The sequence below is a fragment of the Pseudomonas sp. IT-P176 genome, from assembly GCF_949767245.1.
GTDB lineage: Bacteria > Pseudomonadota > Gammaproteobacteria > Pseudomonadales > Pseudomonadaceae > Aquipseudomonas.
In genome coordinates this window covers 147,622-165,371 of sequence record NZ_CATKPN010000101.1, presented here as the reverse complement: position 1 = coordinate 165,371, position 17,750 = coordinate 147,622, and the positions used below count along the sequence as shown (strand labels likewise).

The 17,750-nt window shown below is 60.6% G+C and carries 15 protein-coding genes; 4 read left to right on the top strand and 11 right to left on the bottom strand.

Annotated features, from left to right (window positions below):
* Positions 1 to 5: 5 nt before the first annotated feature.
* Together nagZ and ACM6IP_RS24705 are read right to left on the bottom strand one after the other, a co-directional pair.
* Complete coding sequence (gene nagZ / locus ACM6IP_RS24710; protein WP_414862451.1) at positions 6 to 1,016, bottom strand: beta-N-acetylhexosaminidase; 1,011 nt, start codon at positions 1,014 to 1,016, stop codon at positions 6 to 8.
* A gap of 197 nt (positions 1,017 to 1,213) precedes the next feature.
* Complete coding sequence (locus ACM6IP_RS24705; RefSeq protein ID WP_320332661.1) at positions 1,214 to 1,921, bottom strand: TetR/AcrR family transcriptional regulator; 708 nt, start codon at positions 1,919 to 1,921, stop codon at positions 1,214 to 1,216.
* 252 nt (positions 1,922 to 2,173) lie between these two features.
* On the opposite strand from ACM6IP_RS24705, the gene lexA reads away from it, so the two are divergent.
* Together lexA and sulA are read left to right on the top strand one after the other, a co-directional pair.
* On the top strand, positions 2,174 to 2,782 hold the full coding sequence (lexA, locus tag ACM6IP_RS24700) for a transcriptional repressor LexA (RefSeq protein WP_095165320.1): 609 nt from the start codon (positions 2,174 to 2,176) through the stop codon (positions 2,780 to 2,782).
* Positions 2,783 to 2,792: 10 nt separating this feature from the next.
* Positions 2,793 to 3,266, top strand: a complete 474-nt coding sequence (gene sulA / locus ACM6IP_RS24695; protein ID WP_159997039.1) for an SOS-induced cell division inhibitor SulA — start codon at positions 2,793 to 2,795, stop codon at positions 3,264 to 3,266.
* A 107-nt stretch (positions 3,267 to 3,373) separates the two neighbouring features.
* Here sulA and ACM6IP_RS24690 read toward each other — a convergent pair whose 3' ends face one another.
* From ACM6IP_RS24690 to ACM6IP_RS24660, 7 genes are all read right to left on the bottom strand, one after another.
* Complete coding sequence (locus tag ACM6IP_RS24690; RefSeq protein WP_095165324.1) at positions 3,374 to 3,607, bottom strand: hypothetical protein; 234 nt, start codon at positions 3,605 to 3,607, stop codon at positions 3,374 to 3,376.
* 140 nt (positions 3,608 to 3,747) lie between these two features.
* Positions 3,748 to 4,269 (bottom strand): DUF6586 family protein, encoded by a 522-nt coding sequence (locus ACM6IP_RS24685; RefSeq protein ID WP_095165326.1) that lies wholly within the window; start codon positions 4,267 to 4,269, stop codon positions 3,748 to 3,750.
* Between the two features lie 143 nt (positions 4,270 to 4,412).
* A complete protein-coding gene (gene topA / locus ACM6IP_RS24680; protein WP_095165327.1) occupies positions 4,413 to 7,034 on the bottom strand; it encodes a type I DNA topoisomerase in 2,622 nt (873 codons plus the stop codon).
* Positions 7,035 to 7,148: 114 nt separating this feature from the next.
* On the bottom strand, positions 7,149 to 7,385 hold the full coding sequence (locus ACM6IP_RS24675; RefSeq protein ID WP_414862450.1) for a DUF1653 domain-containing protein: 237 nt from the start codon (positions 7,383 to 7,385) through the stop codon (positions 7,149 to 7,151).
* A 99-nt stretch (positions 7,386 to 7,484) separates the two neighbouring features.
* Positions 7,485 to 8,660 carry an acetyl-CoA C-acyltransferase FadA gene (fadA, locus tag ACM6IP_RS24670; RefSeq protein WP_095165331.1) on the bottom strand — a complete coding sequence of 392 codons (1,176 nt, stop codon included), beginning with the start codon at positions 8,658 to 8,660 and terminating at the stop codon, positions 7,485 to 7,487.
* 31 nt (positions 8,661 to 8,691) lie between these two features.
* On the bottom strand, positions 8,692 to 10,839 hold the full coding sequence (gene fadB / locus ACM6IP_RS24665) for a fatty acid oxidation complex subunit alpha FadB (protein ID WP_095165333.1): 2,148 nt from the start codon (positions 10,837 to 10,839) through the stop codon (positions 8,692 to 8,694).
* A 516-nt stretch (positions 10,840 to 11,355) separates the two neighbouring features.
* The gene (locus ACM6IP_RS24660; protein WP_095165335.1) at positions 11,356 to 11,793 is read right to left on the bottom strand and encodes a hypothetical protein; all 438 of its coding nucleotides are present in this window, start codon (positions 11,791 to 11,793) and stop codon (positions 11,356 to 11,358) included.
* Positions 11,794 to 11,897: 104 nt separating this feature from the next.
* Here ACM6IP_RS24660 and ACM6IP_RS24655 point away from each other — a divergent pair, with 104 nt between their 5' ends.
* Positions 11,898 to 12,335, top strand: coding sequence for a universal stress protein (locus ACM6IP_RS24655; RefSeq protein ID WP_095165337.1), 438 nt, complete (start codon positions 11,898 to 11,900; stop codon positions 12,333 to 12,335).
* Positions 12,336 to 12,550: 215 nt separating this feature from the next.
* Here ACM6IP_RS24655 and ACM6IP_RS24650 read toward each other — a convergent pair whose 3' ends face one another.
* Entirely contained in the window at positions 12,551 to 14,467 is a 1,917-nt protein-coding gene (locus tag ACM6IP_RS24650) for an ATP-binding cassette domain-containing protein (protein WP_095165638.1), read from the bottom strand.
* A gap of 213 nt (positions 14,468 to 14,680) precedes the next feature.
* Here ACM6IP_RS24650 and ACM6IP_RS24645 point away from each other — a divergent pair, with 213 nt between their 5' ends.
* On the top strand, positions 14,681 to 16,609 hold the full coding sequence (locus ACM6IP_RS24645; RefSeq protein ID WP_414862449.1) for a transglycosylase SLT domain-containing protein: 1,929 nt from the start codon (positions 14,681 to 14,683) through the stop codon (positions 16,607 to 16,609).
* A gap of 72 nt (positions 16,610 to 16,681) precedes the next feature.
* On the opposite strand, the gene ACM6IP_RS24640 is transcribed toward ACM6IP_RS24645, so the two are convergent.
* On the bottom strand, positions 16,682 to 17,740 hold the full coding sequence (locus ACM6IP_RS24640) for a Fic family protein (protein WP_414862448.1): 1,059 nt from the start codon (positions 17,738 to 17,740) through the stop codon (positions 16,682 to 16,684).
* Positions 17,741 to 17,750: the final 10 nt, after the last annotated feature.

The window sequence follows — 17,750 nt, the reverse complement described above, 5'->3', positions numbered from 1 at the left end:
AGCCCTCAATCGATCAACTGCGCATCCCTGAGCGCACCCAAGGCCGCCAACCAGCGCGGGTCCTGGCGATAGTCGGTGCTGGCGAACGCCTGGCCACGCATCCGCGCGATACGCGCAGACGGCCTAACCTTCAAGCGTTGCGCTGCTGTCAGTGCCAGCTCGGCCGCTGCCCGGTCATTGCATACCAGACCCATATCGCAACCGGCAGTCAGCGCCGCCTCGATGCGACTGGCGGCATCTCCCACCACGTGAGCTCCAGCCATCGACAGGTCATCACTGAAAATCACCCCATCAAACTGCAACTCGCCACGCAGGATGTCTTGCAGCCAGCGCCGCGAGAAACCTGCGGGCTGCGAGTCGACCTGCGGGTAAATGACGTGGGCCGGCATCACCGCCGCCAGTTGCTTGCTCAAACGGGCGAACGGCACCAGGTCGTGGGCGCGGATCTGCTCCAGGCTGCGCTCATCATTAGGGATCGCCACGTGGGAATCCGCCTCGGCCCAGCCATGCCCCGGGAAGTGCTTGCCGGTGGCGGCCATGCCAGCCTGGTTCATGCCACGCATGAACGCGCCGGCGAGCAACGCCGCGCGCTCGGGATCACCCTCGAAGGAGCGCGTGCCGACCACCGCACTGCGCTGATAGTCCAGGTCCAGCACCGGGGCAAAGCTCAGGTCCAGGCCCACGGCCAGCACTTCGGTAGCCATGATCCAGCCACACTGCTCGGCCAGGTACTCGGCGTTCGGGTTATCGGCAATCGCCCGCATCGCTGGTAGCCGGACAAAACCCTGGCGCAGACGCTGCACCCGACCACCCTCCTGATCCACTGCCAGCAACAAGTCGGGGCGCACGGCGCGGATCGACGCGCTCAACTCGCGCACCTGGCGTGGATGCTCGATATTGCGGGCAAAAATGATCAGGCCACCCACCTCGGGCTGACGCAACAGTTGGCGATCTTCAGCCGTCAGCCAGGTACCGGCGACGTCCACCATCAACGAGCCTTGCAGGCCAGCAGTCATAAAAATTCCTTGATCTGGAAATGCGCGCGCGGCGCGTCTTGAAAGTCCCGAGCCCAACGCAGCCACGCAGCTTCGGCGCCACAGGCGATGCCCGGCAAAATGAGCGCGGTCGGGGAAACAGGGGACAGGGTTGAAACGGCAGTCGGCATGGGCGGCTAGCTTAGCGGATGTCCGCTGCCGCGCCCAGCCATACGCGGCTAAACCTTGGCGGCGGCCGGTACCGACTTGCTGCGTGGGCGCAGTTGCGCGGCAGCCATGCTGGCGTCGGTGACGCCGGTTTCGGCGCGCATACCTGCGGCCAGGAACGGCACCATCAGGCGCATCACCTGTTCGATCGAGGTATTGACGCCGAAATCGGTCTCGGCGATCGCACGCAGGGCCTTGATCCCGGACATGCTGAACGCCGCGGCCCCCAGCATGAAGTGCACCCGCCAGAACAGCTCGATAGGCGGAATACGCGGGGCGGCTTCGTTGACCAGCGTCATGTAGCGGCGGAACACCTTGCCGTACATATCTTCCAGGTAACGCCGCAAGTGCCCCTGGCTCTGGCTGAAGGCCAGGCCGAGCAAGCGCATGAAGATCGACAGGTCATTGCCGCTGCGTGGCTGGACCACCAGGGCTTGTTCGACGAGGATTTCCAGCAGTTCTTCCAGGCTCGGCTTGTTGTCCGGCTTGGCGGAACGCCGCTCCAGCTCACGATCGAGGCTGGTGCAGAACGGCCCGAGAAAACGCGAGAAGACTGCCTGGATCAAGGCCTTCTTGGAGCCGAAATGATAGTTCACCGCAGCCAGGTTGACCCCGGCCTTGCTGGTGATCAACCGCAATGAAGTTTCGGCAAAACCTTTTTCCGCGAACAACTGCTCGGCAGCATCGAGAATGCGTTCTACGGTTTCCGACTGGGCCATGGCTACTCCGCCTGACAAACACTTGTTTGAAACATACGTTTCAGCCTGTGTATTGTCAAGTCTGCCCGTCCGTTTTGGGAATGCTCAGTCAGCTATTTAACCATACAAGCTGCTGGCTGTAGCCAGTCCTACAACACCGGCAGCAGCGAACTGCCGGCCGACCGTCCGGCGGTCACCGCAAAAAGGAGGATTGCCAAGATCATTCCACTGTATATAATCCCAGTCACTGTATAAAAAGACAGAGCGATCGAGATGCTAAAACTGACGCCACGCCAAGCTGAGATTCTGGCTTTTATCAAACGTTGCCTCGAAGACAACGGTTATCCGCCAACCCGCGCGGAAATCGCCTTGGAGCTCGGTTTCAAATCGCCCAATGCGGCGGAAGAACACCTCAAGGCCCTGGCCCGCAAGGGCGCTATCGAAATGACCCCCGGCGCATCGCGCGGTATTCGTATTCCTGGTTTCGAGGCCAAGGCCGACGAATCCACCCTGCCGATCATTGGCCGGGTCGCCGCCGGTGCACCAATCCTCGCCCAGCAGCACATCGAAGAGTCCTGCAACATCAACCCGGCCTTCTTTCATCCGCGCGCCGACTACCTGTTGCGCGTACACGGCATGAGCATGAAGGACGTCGGGATACTCGACGGCGACCTGCTGGCCGTCCACACCACTCGCGAGGCCCGCAACGGCCAGATTGTCGTCGCACGCATTGGCGATGAAGTCACCGTCAAACGCTTCAAGCGTGATGGCAGCAAGGTCTGGCTGATGGCCGAAAACCCCGAGTTCGCCCCGATCGAAGTGAACCTGAAAGATCAGGACCTGGTGATCGAAGGCTTGAGTGTCGGCGTCATTCGCCGATAAAGGAGGCGTTATGCAGTTCCCACACACACCACAGCCCGCCCAACTGCCGTTGTTCGAAGCGTTCATGGCCCAGCCACTGGCGCCGATCCTCAAAGACGTGGTCGAGGCGCCCTGGAGCGCCGAACCTGAAGCATTCAGCGAGCTGTCTCTACGTGGTGCGGCCGGGAACTGCCTGAGCCTCCTGGCGCCGATCCTCAGGGAGTTGAGCCAGGACCAGGACGCCCGCTGGCTGACCCTTATCGCCCCTCCAGCCAGCCTGACCCAAGCCTGGCTGCGCGATGCAGGCCTGAACCGCGAGCGCATTCTCCTGCTCCACCCACGCGGCACGCAAAGCGCCCAGCAACTGGCCTGCGAAGCCCTGCGCCTGGGCCGCAGCCACACCGTTGTCAGCTGGCTGAACCCGCTGAACAGCAGCGCGCGGCAACAGTTGATCGGCGCCGCACGTATCGGCGATGCACAAAGTCTGAATATTCGATTGGGCTAAGTAGCAGCCAGGGCGCACGCGTTAGACGCAGGGCTTCTCCAGGGCAGAGAAGCCAATCTGTAACGAAGATCTGTAAGGATACTTACGAAAAAAGCCGACAGACGGAATCAATGCAGAATCCGCGGTCCCTCTTCCTTTTCAAAATCGCCTTCAACCAGGCGCCCAGCCATCTGCACACCCACGCTCAACATCGCCTTGGCGACTTCAACGTGCTGGCCTTGCAGGAACGCCTTGGCATCTTCCGAGAAGTCCAGCGTCACCAGGGAACCCTCGTCCTCAGCCCTGCGCAGTTCAATTCGGCCGTCTGGCAGTTCGACAATTTCTAGAAAGGACGTTGGCATAAAGGTCTGTTCTCCACGAAAGGCGGGGATTATATAGGCATCGGTGATGCTTCGCTCAGGATCTTGACCGACAGCATGTAACCGAAACCATTGTTTGAGATCATCCCTGACCCTTGCTGCTCAGCTTCCTGCGGGATGTTTCAGCACTCGTTCAAGCCTTCACGGAAACGCAGTGCCAGGCTCTTGAGGTTCTGGCGCCAGCTTTCCAGTTCTTCCCTGCTCAGCTCCGCTTCAGGCTCCTCATCGAGACTCACCGCCACGATCAGCGGTTGCGTCACGTCGCCCTTGGGCTTGTGCGGTGCACGAGGCGGCTGAAAAAGCGCGGTGTGGGCCGCCAACAGCTTGGCCAGCCAGGTTTCACGATTGCGGGCCAGCTCGACCATTTCCGCCAGCTCTGGGATGGCCAGGGTCTCGAGCACCTCAGGGGTCAGCAAGAGCTCCGCCCGAGGTGCATTGGCCTGCGGCAGGCGGTAGAACCCGGCGATCTCATGGCACAGCCCCAGCAACGCGCCGTACAAGTGAAACAGCGCTGACTCGCGCCCGGCCTGGATCAGCGCCGGGGAGTTCATCGCCCTCCCGTCTTCCGCTCGGGCCAGGGCCTCTAGCGACAAGCCGGCGAAGTAGATTTTCTGGTTGGTGCGGGTATAGAGCTCAAAGGCCATGACGGCAGTCTCCACAACGAAATAGGACGCGTAATGCTGGCCTGACAGTGTCACGGATCAGACAAGGCATCCGCAAGCCCAAAACAAAGGCCGCATGCTCACCCAAGGGTAGGCATGCGGCCTGCTTGTAACGCGCTGCCGGCTTACTTGGCTACGCGCTTGTCTTCAACCACCCATTTGCCGCCGTCGTAGAAGGCCTTCCAACCGGTAGGCTTGCCCTCGACTTCGGTCTGCACGTACTGCTCCTTGGTCTTGCGGCTGTAGCGAATCACGGCTGGCAGGCCATCCGGATCCTTCTTCGGCGCTTCACAGAGGAAGTGGTACTTGGGATCGATCTCGTCCTTGTGGGGCACGATCTCGATCACCAGCGGGGCACGGGTCTCGCGGTTTTTCGGGAACTGGCTGGCCGCCAGGAACAGGCCGGAAGCACCGTCGCGCAGGATGTAGGTGTCGTTGACCTTCTCGCACTTGAGCTCGGGCATCTTCACCGGGTCCATCTTCGGTGGCGCCGCGTCACCGCTTTTCAGCAGTTTGCGGGTGTTCTTGCAGGTGGCGTTGGTGCAACCGAAGAACTTGCCGAAACGGCCGGTCTTGAGCTGCATTTCGCTGCCACACTTATCGCATTCCAGGCTCGGGCCTTCGTAGCCCTTGATCCGGTAGCTGCCCTGCTCGATCTCGTAGCCATCGCAATCGGGGTTGTTCCCGCAGATGTGCAGCTTGCGCTTCTCATCCAGCAGGTAAGCATCCATCGCGGTGCTGCAGATCGGGCAACGGTGCTTGCCACGCAGCACCAGGGACTCCGACTCGCCCTCGTCGTCCGCGGCGATTTCATCGCCCGGCACCAGGTTGACGGTGGCCTTGCAGCGTTCTTTCGGCGGCAGGCTGTAGCCCGAGCATCCGAGGAACACGCCGGTCGACGCGGTACGGATCTGCATCGGGCGACCGCAGGTCACGCACGGGATATCGGTCATTACCGGCTGGTTGGCCCGCATGCCGTGCTCCGGACTCTCGGCCACTTCGAGCTTCTTCTTGAAGTCGCCGTAGAACTCGTCCAGCACGCTTTTCCAGTCACGCTCGCCCTGGGCGACGTCATCGAGGTTCTCTTCCATGCCGGCGGTAAAGCCGTAGTCCATGAGGTTGGAGAAGCTCTCGGACAGACGCTCGGTGACGATGTCACCCATTTTTTCCGAATAGAAACGACGGTTGTGCAGCGCGACGTAGCCACGGTCCTGGATGGTCGAAATGATTGCCGCATAGGTCGACGGACGACCGATACCGCGTTTTTCCATTTCCTTGACCAGGCTCGCTTCCGAGTAGCGCGCCGGCGGCTTGGTGAAGTGCTGGCTGGGATCAAGCTTGATCAGCTTCAGCACATCGCCCTGGGCCATGTCCGGCAGCACATCATCGTCGCCCGGCTTGGCCATTTGCGGCATCACGCGGGTATAGCCGTCGAACTTCAGGATACGGCCCTTGGCACGCAGCTCGAAGCCACTGGCAGCGACGCTGACGGTGGTCGACAGGTATTTGGCCGGCAGCATCTGGCAGGCGACGAATTGGCGCCAGATCAGCTCGTAGAGACGCTCAGCGTCACGTTCCATGCCCGACAGCTTGCTTGGATCGGTATTCACGTCGGAAGGACGAATCGCTTCGTGAGCCTCCTGGGCGCCTTCCTTGCTGCTGTAGACATTCGGGGTTTCCGGCAGGTACTTGCCGCCGAACTCGCCTTCGATATAAGTGCGCGCCATCGCCACGGCATCGGCCGAGAGGTTGGTCGAGTCGGTACGCATATAAGTGATGTAGCCGGCTTCGTACAAGCGCTGGGCCATCATCATGGTTTTCTTCACACCGAAGCCCAGGCGGTTACTGGCGGCCTGCTGCAGGGTGGAGGTGATGAACGGGGCCGACGGTTTGCTGCTGGTCGGTTTGTCTTCACGCTTGGCAATGGTGTAGCTGGACGACTTGAGCTTTTCCAGGGCCGCCATGGCCTGGGCTTCGTTGAGCGGCTTGAAGGCTTCGCCGTTTTCACGGGCCACTTCAAAACGCACGTTGGCGCCCTTGGCGGTGCCGAGGTCAGCGTGGACTTCCCAGTACTCTTCGGGGTTGAACGCACGAATCTCGCGCTCACGCTCCACCACCAGCTTCACGGCAACCGACTGGACACGGCCGGCCGACAAGCCACGGGCGATCTTCGACCACAGCAGCGGCGAGACCATGTAGCCCACTACGCGATCGAGGAAGCGCCGCGCTTGCTGGGCGTTGACCCGATCGATATCCAGCTCGCCTGGCTGGGAGAAGGCTTCCTGGATCGCCTTCTTGGTGATTTCGTTGAACACCACGCGCTTGTAGCGGCTGTCATCCCCACCGATGGCTTCGCGCAGGTGCCAGGCAATGGCTTCCCCTTCGCGGTCCAAGTCCGTTGCGAGATAGATGGTGTCGGCGTCCTTGGCGAGCCGACGCAGTTCTTCGATGACCTTTTCCTTGCCCGGGAGGATCTCGTACTTGGCTTTCCAGCCGTGGTCCGGATCGACACCCATGCGCGCAACCAGTTGCTTGCGCGCTTTTTCCTTAGGCGACAGCGCCGGCACTTCACCAGCAGCGGCCTTGCCGCGCTTGGCGGCTGGCTCTTTGCTGGCGCTAGCCGAACCGCTGGTGGGCAGGTCTCGGATATGGCCGATACTCGACTTCACCACGTATTGGTTGCCCAGATACTTGTTGATGGTCTTGGCCTTAGCCGGGGATTCCACAATGACCAGCGATTTGCCCATGGATCAGAAAATTCCTGAATTCGAGAAGTGAAAGGCGGTTGGCGCCTGACGCGGCACCGCTATATATAGTGGCAACAAGGTGAGGTCAAGCGCAGGGTTCTGCGCGACTTGCGCTTATAGCCGGGAAAAAAGGCTGGGTTCGGCCTGCACCAAAGCAAAGCGCGGGACCTGCTCGCCGTCAACTTCGACCGACTCCAGGAACATGCTCAAAGGGCGCACCCAAAAGCCGTAATCGCCATACAGGGCTTGGTAGAAGACCACTTCTTCTTCGGTTTCGGAGTGCCGTGCAACGTTGAAAACACGGTACTGCGGACCTTTGTAATGCTGGTAGAGCCCGGGTTGGATCGGCATGCTCTGGGCCTCGTTCAAATACGTCGAAATAAAAAACAAAAAAATCTTCAGAAAAACAAAAACCGGGGCACTTGGCCCCGGCTTCCGTCAACGCAACGCTTAAACGCGTTCGAAGACGGTGGCAATGCCCTGGCCGAGGCCAATGCACATGGTCGATACACCGAAGGTGCCGCCATTCTGCTTCATGACATTGAGCAGGGTGCCGGAGATACGCGCACCGGAACAACCGAATGGGTGACCCAGGGCGATCGCGCCGCCGTGCAGGTTAACCTTCTCGTTCATCTTGTCGAGCACTTTCAAATCTTTCAGCACCGGCAGGGCCTGTGCAGCGAAAGCTTCGTTGAGTTCGAAGAAGTCGATGTCGGAGATGCTCAGACCCGCGCGCTTCAGTGCTTTTTGTGTCGCCGGTACTGGACCATAGCCCATGATCGCCGGATCCACACCCGCCACTGCCATCGAACGGATCACCGCCATTGGCTGGATACCCAGGTCCTGGGCACGCTGCGCCGACATCACGATCATGCACGAAGCACCATCGGTGATCTGCGACGAAGTACCGGCGGTCACGGTGCCGCCCTTTGGATTGAACGCTGGCTTCAGAGCCGCCAGGCTTTCCAGGGTGGTTTCCGGACGAATGGTTTCGTCGTAGTCGAACAGTTTCAGGAAACCGTTCTCGTCGTAGCCCTGCATCGGGATGATTTCGTCCTTGAACTTGCCTTCCACGGTCGCCTTGTGGGCGAGTTGGTGGGAGCGCACGCCGAAGGCATCCTGCTGCTCACGGGTAATGCCGTGCATCTTGCCCAGCATTTCCGCGGTCAGGCCCATCATGCCCGAGGCTTTGGCCGCGTACAGCGACATGTGCGGGTTCGGATCGACACCGTGCATCATGCTCACGTGACCCATATGCTCGACGCCGCCGACGACAAATACGTCACCGTTGCCGGTCATGATTGCTTGCGCGGCAGTGTGCAGCGCACTCATCGACGAGCCACACAGGCGGCTGACGGTCTGGCCGGCAGCGGTGTGCGGGATCTGCGTCATCAGGGACGCCATGCGGGCGATGTTCCAGCCCTGCTCCAGGGTCTGGTTGACGCAGCCCCAGATCACGTCCTCGACTTCGCTCGGATCGACCTTGACGTTGCGTTCCAGCAGTTTGCTGATCAGGTGCGCCGACATGTCTTCAGCGCGGGTGTTGCGGTGCATGCCGCCTTTGGAGCGGCCCATCGGAGTACGACCGAAGTCGACAATCACGACGTCTCTAGGATTCAAGCTCATAAAATTTCACTCTCGCTCAAAAGTTGGACGCTTAACCGAAGAACCGCTGGCCAGTCTTGGCCATCTCACGCAGTTTTGCGGTCGGGTGGTACAGCGCGCCCAAATCAGCGTACTGGTCAGCCAGGGCAACGAACTCGGCAACACCGAGCGAATCGATGTAGCGCAGTGCGCCGCCACGGAATGGAGGGAAACCAATACCGTAGACCAGACCCATGTCGGCTTCGGCAGCAGTCTCGACAATACCGTCTTCCAGGCAACGCACGGTTTCCAGGCACAGCGGGATCATCATCCAGTTGATGATGTCTTCGTCAGTGACTTCGCGCTGCTCGTAAACGATTGGCTTGAGCACTTCCAGTACCGACGGGTCGGCCACTTTCTTCTGCTTGCCGCGCTTGTCGGTCTCGTAGGCGTAGAAGCCCTTGCCGTTCTTCTGGCCCAGGCGCTTGGCTTCGTAGAGCACGTCAACGGCCGAACGACGGTCGTCTTTCATGCGGTCCGGGAAGCCTTCAGCCATCACGTCACGACCGTGGTGACCGGTGTCGATGCCGACCACGTCCATCAGGTACGCCGGGCCCATCGGCCAGCCGAATTTTTCCATGATCTTGTCGATGCGCACGAAGTCCACACCGGCGCTGACCAGCTTGGCGAAGCCGCCGAAGTACGGGAACAGTACGCGGTTGACCAAAAAGCCCGGGCAGTCGTTGACCACGATCGGGTTCTTGCCCATTTTCTTGGCGTAGGCAACGGTGGTGGCCACCGCCAACTCGCTGGACTTCTCGCCACGAATCACTTCCACCAGCGGCATCATGTGCACCGGGTTGAAGAAGTGCATGCCGACGAAGTTTTCCGGACGCTTGAGAGCCTTGGCCAGCAGGCTGATGGAAATGGTCGAGGTGTTGGACGCGAGGATGGTGTCCTCTTTGACCTGATCTTCGACTTCAGCCAGCACGGCTTGCTTGACCTTCGGGTTCTCGACCACGGCTTCAACCACCAGGTCGACGTGACCGAAGTCGCCGTAGGACAAGGTAGGACGAATGCCGTTGAGCACTTCAGCCATTTTCGCGGCGGTCATGCGACCTTTATCAACGCGGCCCACCAGCAGCTTGGCGGCTTCTGCCAGGCCCTGCTCGATACCGTGCTCGTTGATGTCTTTCATCAGGATCGGCGTGCCTTTGGACGCCGACTGATACGCGATACCGCCGCCCATGATACCGGCGCCCAATACGGCAGCCTGCTTCACGTCCTTGGCGATTTCGTCGTAGGCCTTGGCCTTTTTCTTCAACTCCTGATCGTTCAGGAACAGACCGATCAAGCTCTGCGCAGCAGAGGTCTTGGCCAGTTTGACGAAACCGGCAGCTTCGATTTCCAGGGCCTTGTCGCGACCGAAGTTCGCGGCCTTCTGGATGGTCTTGATCGCTTCAACCGGCGCCGGGTAGTTCGGGCCCGCTTGACCGGCGACAAAACCCTTGGCGGTTTCGAACGCCATCATTTGCTCAATGGCGTTGAGCTTGAGCTTTTCCAGCTTCGGCTGACGCTTGGCCTTGTAGTCGAACTCGCCAGAAATGGCGCGCTTGATCAGTTCCAGCGCAGCTTCCTGCAGTTTGTCGGCTTCAACCACCGCATCCACCGCACCGACTTTCAGTGCGTCTTCAGGACGGTTTTCCTTGCCGGCGGCAATCCACTCGATGGCGTTGTCGGCACCGATGATGCGCGGCAGGCGCACGGTACCGCCGAAGCCCGGGTAGATGCCCAGCTTGACTTCCGGCAGACCGATCTTGGCCTTGGTGGACATGACGCGGTAATCTGCCGCCAGGCACATTTCCAGGCCGCCACCCAGCGCGATGCCGTTGATCGCGGCGACGGTTGGCACGTTGAGGTCTTCGAAATCGCTGAAAATCTTGTTGGCTTCGAGGTTGCCAGCAACCAGCTCGGCATCCGGCAGCTTGAAGTTGTCGACGAACTCAGTGATGTCGGCGCCGACGATGAACACGTCTTTACCGCTGCTGACGATCACGCCCTTGACCGACGCATCTGCCTTGATGGCGTCCACGGCCTGACGCAGTTCGTTCAGGGTTAGACGGTTGAACTTGTTGACGGACTCACCCTTGAGGTCGAACTTCAGTTCGACGATGCCACTTTCAAGAGCCTTAACCGTGATGGCTTTACCTTCGTAAATCATCAACTGATCTCCACGATATGGAAGCTGAACAGTACACGTCGGACGCTGATGTCCTGGCTGGGCATAGACGCTACTGTCGATGCTAACGCCATTCCACCAGGCACACCCGCCAACGCGATAGTCGGGATTCTGTAGGAGCGTTCTGACATACAAACGCTCAATTCATACGCCCGTTTGATTTGGGTACGCCACCTTCACGGAATTTCCGACAATTGTCAATCGCCCAAAACGTTGGTTTAAACGCGACTTTGCGGTCATTTCCGTACCACGAAGACCAGCAACACGCGACTGCATGTACTGTCATTCATAGAATCAATATTTAGAATCGTCGCCCTAATCTGCGGCAGGCGTTGCTTTAGCAGCTACGCTGGCAGGGGCGATAGAGGAAAAATCAGCGCGCCGGGAGGGAAACCGAGCGCAGGATCAGTACGACAGAAAATTTCCGGCCTGCCTGGCCAACTCCAGCCCGATGCTGATTGTCGGGCTTTTTATTGCCGATCATTAAACGCCCTGCGCTCAAGCAAGCGCCTTGAGGGTGGCATCGATCTGCTGCAGTACCTGGGATTCGCCCTTCTCACCCCAATACAAGGTGATCATCTGCTTGTCCGCCTCGACCTTGTACACGTTGCCTGGCAACTTTTCGAAATGAATCAGCAAGGCCGGATCCTCGCAGGGCTCCTGCCACTGATTGACCCACTGCCCAGGAGTTTTCTGCCAGTAGCTCCAGCACGCCGGCCGAGTGCCCCGGCGCGGCCGATGGTACTGCGCGCACGGGCTAGGGGGCTCCGGTTGCAGCCAGTGCGGCCACTCCTGCGGCGCCAGTTGCATGGCCAGGCCGATGCGTCGCGCCTCCATGCGCAAGGCCATCCTGCCGCCCTGGCGACGCGACGGCGCGAGCCATGCCAGGGGGCTGAGCATTACCGCAAGGATTGACACCACTATCCAGACCGTCATATCTGTACTCCCGATTCTTGATGGGCGCATTGATCTCTGTCGAAACCAATACGCTTGAAACCAGCCATACTTACCCTTATCGCAATCCTCAGGAGGTGCACCCCATGCCCTACCACCATATTCTGGTCGCCGTCGATCTAACCGAAGAGTGCGATCCGGTGATTCACCGCGCTCGCGAGCTGGCAGTGGGCAACAGCGCCAAACTGTCCCTGGTGCACATCGTCGAACCAATGGCCATGGCCTTTGGTGGTGACGTGCCGATGGACCTGTCGCAACTGCAACAACAGCAGTTCGACCAGGCCAAGGAACGCCTCGAGCGCCTGATCCTCAAGTATCCGGAACTGACCAAGGACTGCAGCCACCTGACCTACGGCCAGCCGCGCCAGGAAATCCACCATTTCGCCAAGGAACAGGCGTGCGACCTGATCGTGGTTGGCAGCCATGGTCGCCACGGCCTGGCATTGCTACTGGGTTCCACCGCCAACGACGTACTGCACGGCGCGCCGTGCGATGTGCTGGCGGTACGCCTGGTCAAAAGCTGACACGCCCCCCTGTAGGAGCGGGCGCCCGCTTGCGGCTTGCTCGCGATGAACCCGAGAACGCCACGGGGTGTCAGGCTCCCCGCGTCATCGTTGACGACCATCGCGAGCAAGCCGCAAGCGGGCGCCCGCCCCTACAGAGGATCGCTTCGATCCTGCTGCATACAAAAAGCCCGGCACTCATCACTGAGCGCCGGGCTTTTTTATCGCAGGATCACTCAGGCATCCAGCTCGGCCCAACGCTCGACCATGACTTCCAGCTCAGCCTGCAACTGCTCCAGCTGGGCAATCACGGCCGCCGTCTCGGCAGCGGGACGCTGATAGAAACTGGCGTCGGCCATTTGCGCTTCAACTGCCGCAATCTGCTGTTCCATGGCTTCGATCTGCCCCGGCAGGGCTTCGAGCTCACGCTGCAACTTGTAGCTGAGCTTCTTCTTGGCCGCTGGAGCTTCCACCGCTGCCGCTGGCGCAGGCGCCGCAGCGACCACGGCCGAGTTCAGGTCAGCCTTGCCGGATTTGCTCTCGGTCACGCCCAGCAGACGTGGCGAGCCACCCTGGCGCAGCCAGTCCTGGTATCCGCCAACATATTCACGCACCTTGCCTTCACCTTCGAAGACCAGGGTGCTGGTCACCACGTTGTCGAGGAATGCCCGGTCGTGACTGACCATCAGCACGGTGCCATTGAAGGTCAGCAGGACCTCTTCCAGCAGTTCGAGGGTTTCCACGTCCAGGTCGTTGGTCGGTTCGTCGAGCACCAGCAGGTTGGCTGGTTTGCTGAACAACTTGGCCAGCAACAGGCGGGCACGCTCGCCCCCGGACAGCGCCTTGACCGGCGTGCGGGCACGCTGCGGGCTGAACAGGAAGTCGCCGAGGTAGCTCAGCACGTGGCGGCTCTGGCCGTCGATATCGATGAAGTCGCGACCTTCGGCGACGTTGTCGATCACCGTCTTTTCCAGGTCCAACTGGTGGCGCAACTGGTCGAAGTAAGCCACGTCGATGCGCGTACCCTCTTCCACTTTGCCGCTGGTCGGTTGCAGACCGTTGAGCATCAGCTTGAGCAAGGTGGTCTTGCCGGTACCGTTGGCGCCGAGCAGGCCGATACGGTCGCCGCGCGTCAGGACCATCGAGAAATCCTTGATCAGGAACGGGCCACCCGGGTGAGCAAAACTCACGTTCTCGAGGACCATCACCTGCTTGCCGGATTTGTCAGCGGTGTCCAGCTGGATGTTCGCCTTGCCGGTACGCTCACGACGCTCGCTGCGCTCAACACGCAGGGCCTTGAGGGCACGCACGCGGCCTTCGTTACGGGTGCGACGGGCCTTGATGCCCTGGCGGATCCAGACTTCTTCCTGGGCCAGCTTTTTGTCGAACAGCGCGTTGGCGGTCTCTTCGGCCGCCAGCGTGGCTTCCTTGTGCACCAGGAAGCTGGCGTAGTCGCCGTTCCAGTCGATCAGCCCGCCGCGATCCAGTTCGAGGATGCGGGTGGCAAGGTTCTGCAGGAATGAACGGTCGTGCGTGATGAACAGCACGGCGCCCTGGAAATCCTTCAGGGCTTCTTCAAGCCAGGCAATCGCACCGATGTCCAGGTGGTTGGTTGGTTCGTCGAGCAGCAGCAGGTCCGGCTCGGAAACCAGGGCCTGCGCCAGCAGGACGCGACGACGCCAGCCGCCGGACAATTCGGCGAGGGTCTTGTCGGCAGGCAATTGCAGACGGCTCAGGGTGCTGTCGACCAATTGCTGCAAGCGCCAGCCGTCACGGGCTTCGAGGTCGTGCTGGACGTGCATCAGCTTGTCCAGGTCGGCATCGGTAACGATGTTCTGGCTCAGGTGATGGTACTGCGCGAGCAGTTCGCCAACACCGTCCAGGCCTTCGGCGACCACGTCGAACACGGTCCGCTCGTCGGCCACCGGCAATTCTTGCGGCAATTCGCCGATCTTGAGGCCAGGTGCGCGCCAGACGGAGCCGTCATCGGGCTTCTGATCGCCCTTGACCAGCTTCATCATGCTGGACTTGCCTGTGCCGTTGCGGCCGATGATGCACACCCGCTCACCACGGGCGATCTGCCAGGACACCTTGTCCAACAACGGCATAGAGCCGAAAGCAAGGGACACATCGCTGAATTTGAGCAGGGTCATGAGCTTCTCCAAAAACTGGGCGCGCATTCTACCTGACTTGAGGCGTCAGAAGGCTGGCATTTTCACTGAAGGAGCACTCTGCACATTAATTGTTGCGAACTTGTGCCGGCGGGCCGGCAAAGCTTTCACCCGTTGCTGGCAAAAGGCTAAGCTACAGATAATCAGTGCTGGCACCTGCTGGCACTTGTCATGATTTCTCTGCCCGGATGTCTCATGCGCAGTCGCCTCTTCAGCTTTTTATCCTGTCTGCTTCTTTCTGCCACAGCCGTTCAATCCGCCCAGGCAGTGGACCTGTCCACCCAACGCCAGTATTACGATGAAGCCAAGCGCGCCCTGGCCAAGGGTGACACTGGCCCGTACTTTCGCTACAGCCAGGCCCTCGCCGACTACCCGCTGGAACCCTACCTGGCGTATGACGAGCTGACCGCCCGCCTGAAAAGCGCGAGCAACGCCGAAATCGAGAAATTCCTCGCCGAACACGGCGACCTGCCCCAGGCCAACTGGATGAAGCTGCGCTGGTTGCGCTGGCTGGCCGATCGCGGGGACTGGGCGACCTTCCAGAAATACTACGACCCCAAGCTCAACTTCACCGAGCTGGACTGTCTCAACGCGCAGTACCAGATCAGCCACAACCTCAAGGCTGAAGGCTACGCCAACACCGAAAAACTCTGGTTGACCGGCAAATCCCAGCCGGCCGCATGCGACGCCCTGTTCGGCATGTGGGCGGCCCAAGGCCAACTCACCGAACAGAAACGCTGGGAACGCGCCAAGCTGGCCGCCCAGGCGCGCAACTACGCGCTGGCCAACAGCCTGGTCAGCAGCATGACCACCTTGGCTCCCCGCGGCCGCCTACTGGTGGACGTGGCGCAGAAACCCGAACTGCTGAACCAGCCATCGCGCTTCAACCCGGCGGATGAGCCCATGGCCGATGTGGTCAGCCTGGGCCTGCGTCGCCTGGCCCGCCAGGACCCGGAAAAGGCCATGGCCCTGCTCGATGGTTATGCCGCCAGCATGCATTTTTCCCGCGATGAAAAAGTCGCGATTGCCCGCGAGATCGGCCTGACCCTGGCCCGCCGCTTCGACAGCCGCGCCCTGGACGTGATGACCAAATACGACCCGGAACTGCGCGACAACACCGTGTCCGAATGGCGCCTGCGTCTGCTGTTGCGCCTGGCCCGCTGGGACGACGCCTATCAGCTGACCCGGCGCCTGCCGCAAGACCTGGCCACCACCAATCGCTGGCGCTACTGGCAGGCCCGCAGCCTGGAACTGGCACAACCGCAGAACCCGGAAGCGCAGACCCTGTACCGCAACCTCGCCCGTGAGCGGGACTTCTACGGCTTCCTCGCCGCCGACCGCTCGCAGTCTGCGTACTCGCTGAACAACAAGCCCCTGGTGATGAGCCAGGCCTTGATCAATAAAGTGCGCAACACCCCCGGCGTGCGCCGCGCCCTGGAATTCCATGCCCGCGGGCAGATCGTCGACGGCCGCCGCGAGTGGTACCACGTCAGTCGCCACTTCAACCGGGACGAAATGGTCGCCCAGGCCAAGCTGGCCTACGACTTGAAATGGTACTTCCCGGCCATTCGTACCATCAGTCAGGCACAGTACTGGGACGACCTGGACATCCGTTTCCCGATGGCCCACCGCAACACCCTGGTCCGCGAAGCCAAGGTGCGTGGCCTGCACTCCAGCTGGGTGTTCGCCATTACCCGCCAGGAAAGCGCCTTCATGGATGACGCCCGCTCCGGCGTCGGCGCCAGCGGCCTGATGCAGTTGATGCCCGGTACCGCCAAGGAAACCGCGCGCAAATTCAACATCCCCCTGGCCTCACCCCAGCAAGTGCTGAACCCGGACACCAACATCCAGCTCGGCGCCGCGTACCTGAGCCAGGTCCACAGCCAGTTCAACGGCAACCGGGTACTCGCTTCTGCCGCCTACAACGCCGGCCCCGGCCGCGTGCGCCAATGGCTGCGTGGCGCCGACCACCTGAGCTTCGACGTCTGGGTAGAAAGCATCCCGTTCGACGAAACCCGCCAGTATGTGCAGAACGTGCTGTCTTATTCGGTGATCTACGGGCAGAAGCTCAACTCTCCCCAGCCGCTGGTGGATTGGCATGAGCGCTATTTTGACGATCAGTAACCTTCCTAACTGAAACAAAAAATGCCCGCATCATTGGATGCGGGCATTTTTTTGTACTTCGATAAACGCGCCTCACCGACCCCGTGCAACAGAACCAGAGCGTGCCGCGACCCTCTCGCCAAGCTCTGTCAGGCGATACCTTTGAGCAGGGTTGTTGGGCGAGTCCGGCTGAGTCATCTCGATCAAACCTGCCATCAATGCGGGCTTGAGGTAGTTAGCCCGGAATGTCGCTTTATGCGTCAATCCAACCTCAGCCATCAGTTCACTGATCTTCAGCGCTCCTGCCCCCGCCAGCACGCCCAGCAGCCTGGCCACTTGGTCGGTTACTGGGTCGGTTACTGGGTCGGTTACTGGGTCGGTTACTGGGTCGTTCAGGACGGCCTCGGCCAAAGCCAGGCTCAGAGACTGCAACATGAACTCGACAAAAGGTGTCGATTCGGCCATCCGATCGGCGGCGGACAAGGCCGCGTAATAAGCATCCTGTTGCTCGCGAATGACCGCCTCGACCGGCAGATAGGCCAGCACCGGCCGCCACTGACTGAGAATCAGGGTCTGCCACAGCCGCCCCATGCGTCCATTGCCGTCAGCGAAGGGATGAATGAATTCGAATTCGTAGTGAAAGACACAGCTGAGGATCAGCGGATGCCAATCGCTGGCATCCAGCCAGGCCAGCAAGTCATCGATCAGGGTTGCCACACGACTTGGTGGTGGAGCCATATGAACCAGTTGCTCGCCTCGGTAAATACCGACTCCCTCGCGGCGGAACCGACCACAGTCGTCGATCAAGCCCTGCATCAACAACTGGTGCGCCGACAGCAGATCGGTCCGACTGCTGGCACGCCACTGCGGCATGGACTCATAGGCCGCAAATGCGTTGCGCACCTCCTGAATCTCTCTAGGCAATCCCAGCACTCGCTGCCCCGCCAGTACCGCCGTCACCTGCGCGACGCTGAGGGAATTGTTTTCGATGGCCAACGAAGCCTGAATAGTGCGGATCCGGTTCCCGCGACGCAGTTGAGGTGCTTGCCGAGCTTCGTCCACTGCCAAAAGCTGACCGATCTGCTCGCTGATTTCAGCGATCAGCGTCAGAATTCTGGTGTTCAGGGTCAACGGGGGTTGATAGCGGCTCATTGGCGGATCC

What these genes read in the sequence shown, in the direction of transcription:
- nagZ (WP_414862451.1), bottom strand. Translation starts at nt 1,016, where the DNA reads ATGACTGCTGGCCTGCAAGGCTCGTTGATGGTGGACGTCGCCGGTACC.
- ACM6IP_RS24705 (WP_320332661.1), bottom strand. Translation starts at nt 1,921, where the DNA reads ATGGCCCAGTCGGAAACCGTAGAACGCATTCTCGATGCTGCCGAGCAG.
- lexA (WP_095165320.1), top strand. Translation starts at nt 2,174, where the DNA reads ATGCTAAAACTGACGCCACGCCAAGCTGAGATTCTGGCTTTTATCAAA.
- sulA (WP_159997039.1), top strand. Translation starts at nt 2,793, where the DNA reads ATGCAGTTCCCACACACACCACAGCCCGCCCAACTGCCGTTGTTCGAA.
- ACM6IP_RS24690 (WP_095165324.1), bottom strand. Translation starts at nt 3,607, where the DNA reads ATGCCAACGTCCTTTCTAGAAATTGTCGAACTGCCAGACGGCCGAATT.
- ACM6IP_RS24685 (WP_095165326.1), bottom strand. Translation starts at nt 4,269, where the DNA reads ATGGCCTTTGAGCTCTATACCCGCACCAACCAGAAAATCTACTTCGCC.
- topA (WP_095165327.1), bottom strand. Translation starts at nt 7,034, where the DNA reads ATGGGCAAATCGCTGGTCATTGTGGAATCCCCGGCTAAGGCCAAGACC.
- ACM6IP_RS24675 (WP_414862450.1), bottom strand. Translation starts at nt 7,385, where the DNA reads ATGCCGATCCAACCCGGGCTCTACCAGCATTACAAAGGTCCGCAGTAC.
- fadA (WP_095165331.1), bottom strand. Translation starts at nt 8,660, where the DNA reads ATGAGCTTGAATCCTAGAGACGTCGTGATTGTCGACTTCGGTCGTACT.
- fadB (WP_095165333.1), bottom strand. Translation starts at nt 10,839, where the DNA reads ATGATTTACGAAGGTAAAGCCATCACGGTTAAGGCTCTTGAAAGTGGC.
- ACM6IP_RS24660 (WP_095165335.1), bottom strand. Translation starts at nt 11,793, where the DNA reads ATGACGGTCTGGATAGTGGTGTCAATCCTTGCGGTAATGCTCAGCCCC.
- ACM6IP_RS24655 (WP_095165337.1), top strand. Translation starts at nt 11,898, where the DNA reads ATGCCCTACCACCATATTCTGGTCGCCGTCGATCTAACCGAAGAGTGC.
- ACM6IP_RS24650 (WP_095165638.1), bottom strand. Translation starts at nt 14,467, where the DNA reads ATGACCCTGCTCAAATTCAGCGATGTGTCCCTTGCTTTCGGCTCTATG.
- ACM6IP_RS24645 (WP_414862449.1), top strand. Translation starts at nt 14,681, where the DNA reads ATGCGCAGTCGCCTCTTCAGCTTTTTATCCTGTCTGCTTCTTTCTGCC.
- ACM6IP_RS24640 (WP_414862448.1), bottom strand. Translation starts at nt 17,740, where the DNA reads ATGAGCCGCTATCAACCCCCGTTGACCCTGAACACCAGAATTCTGACG.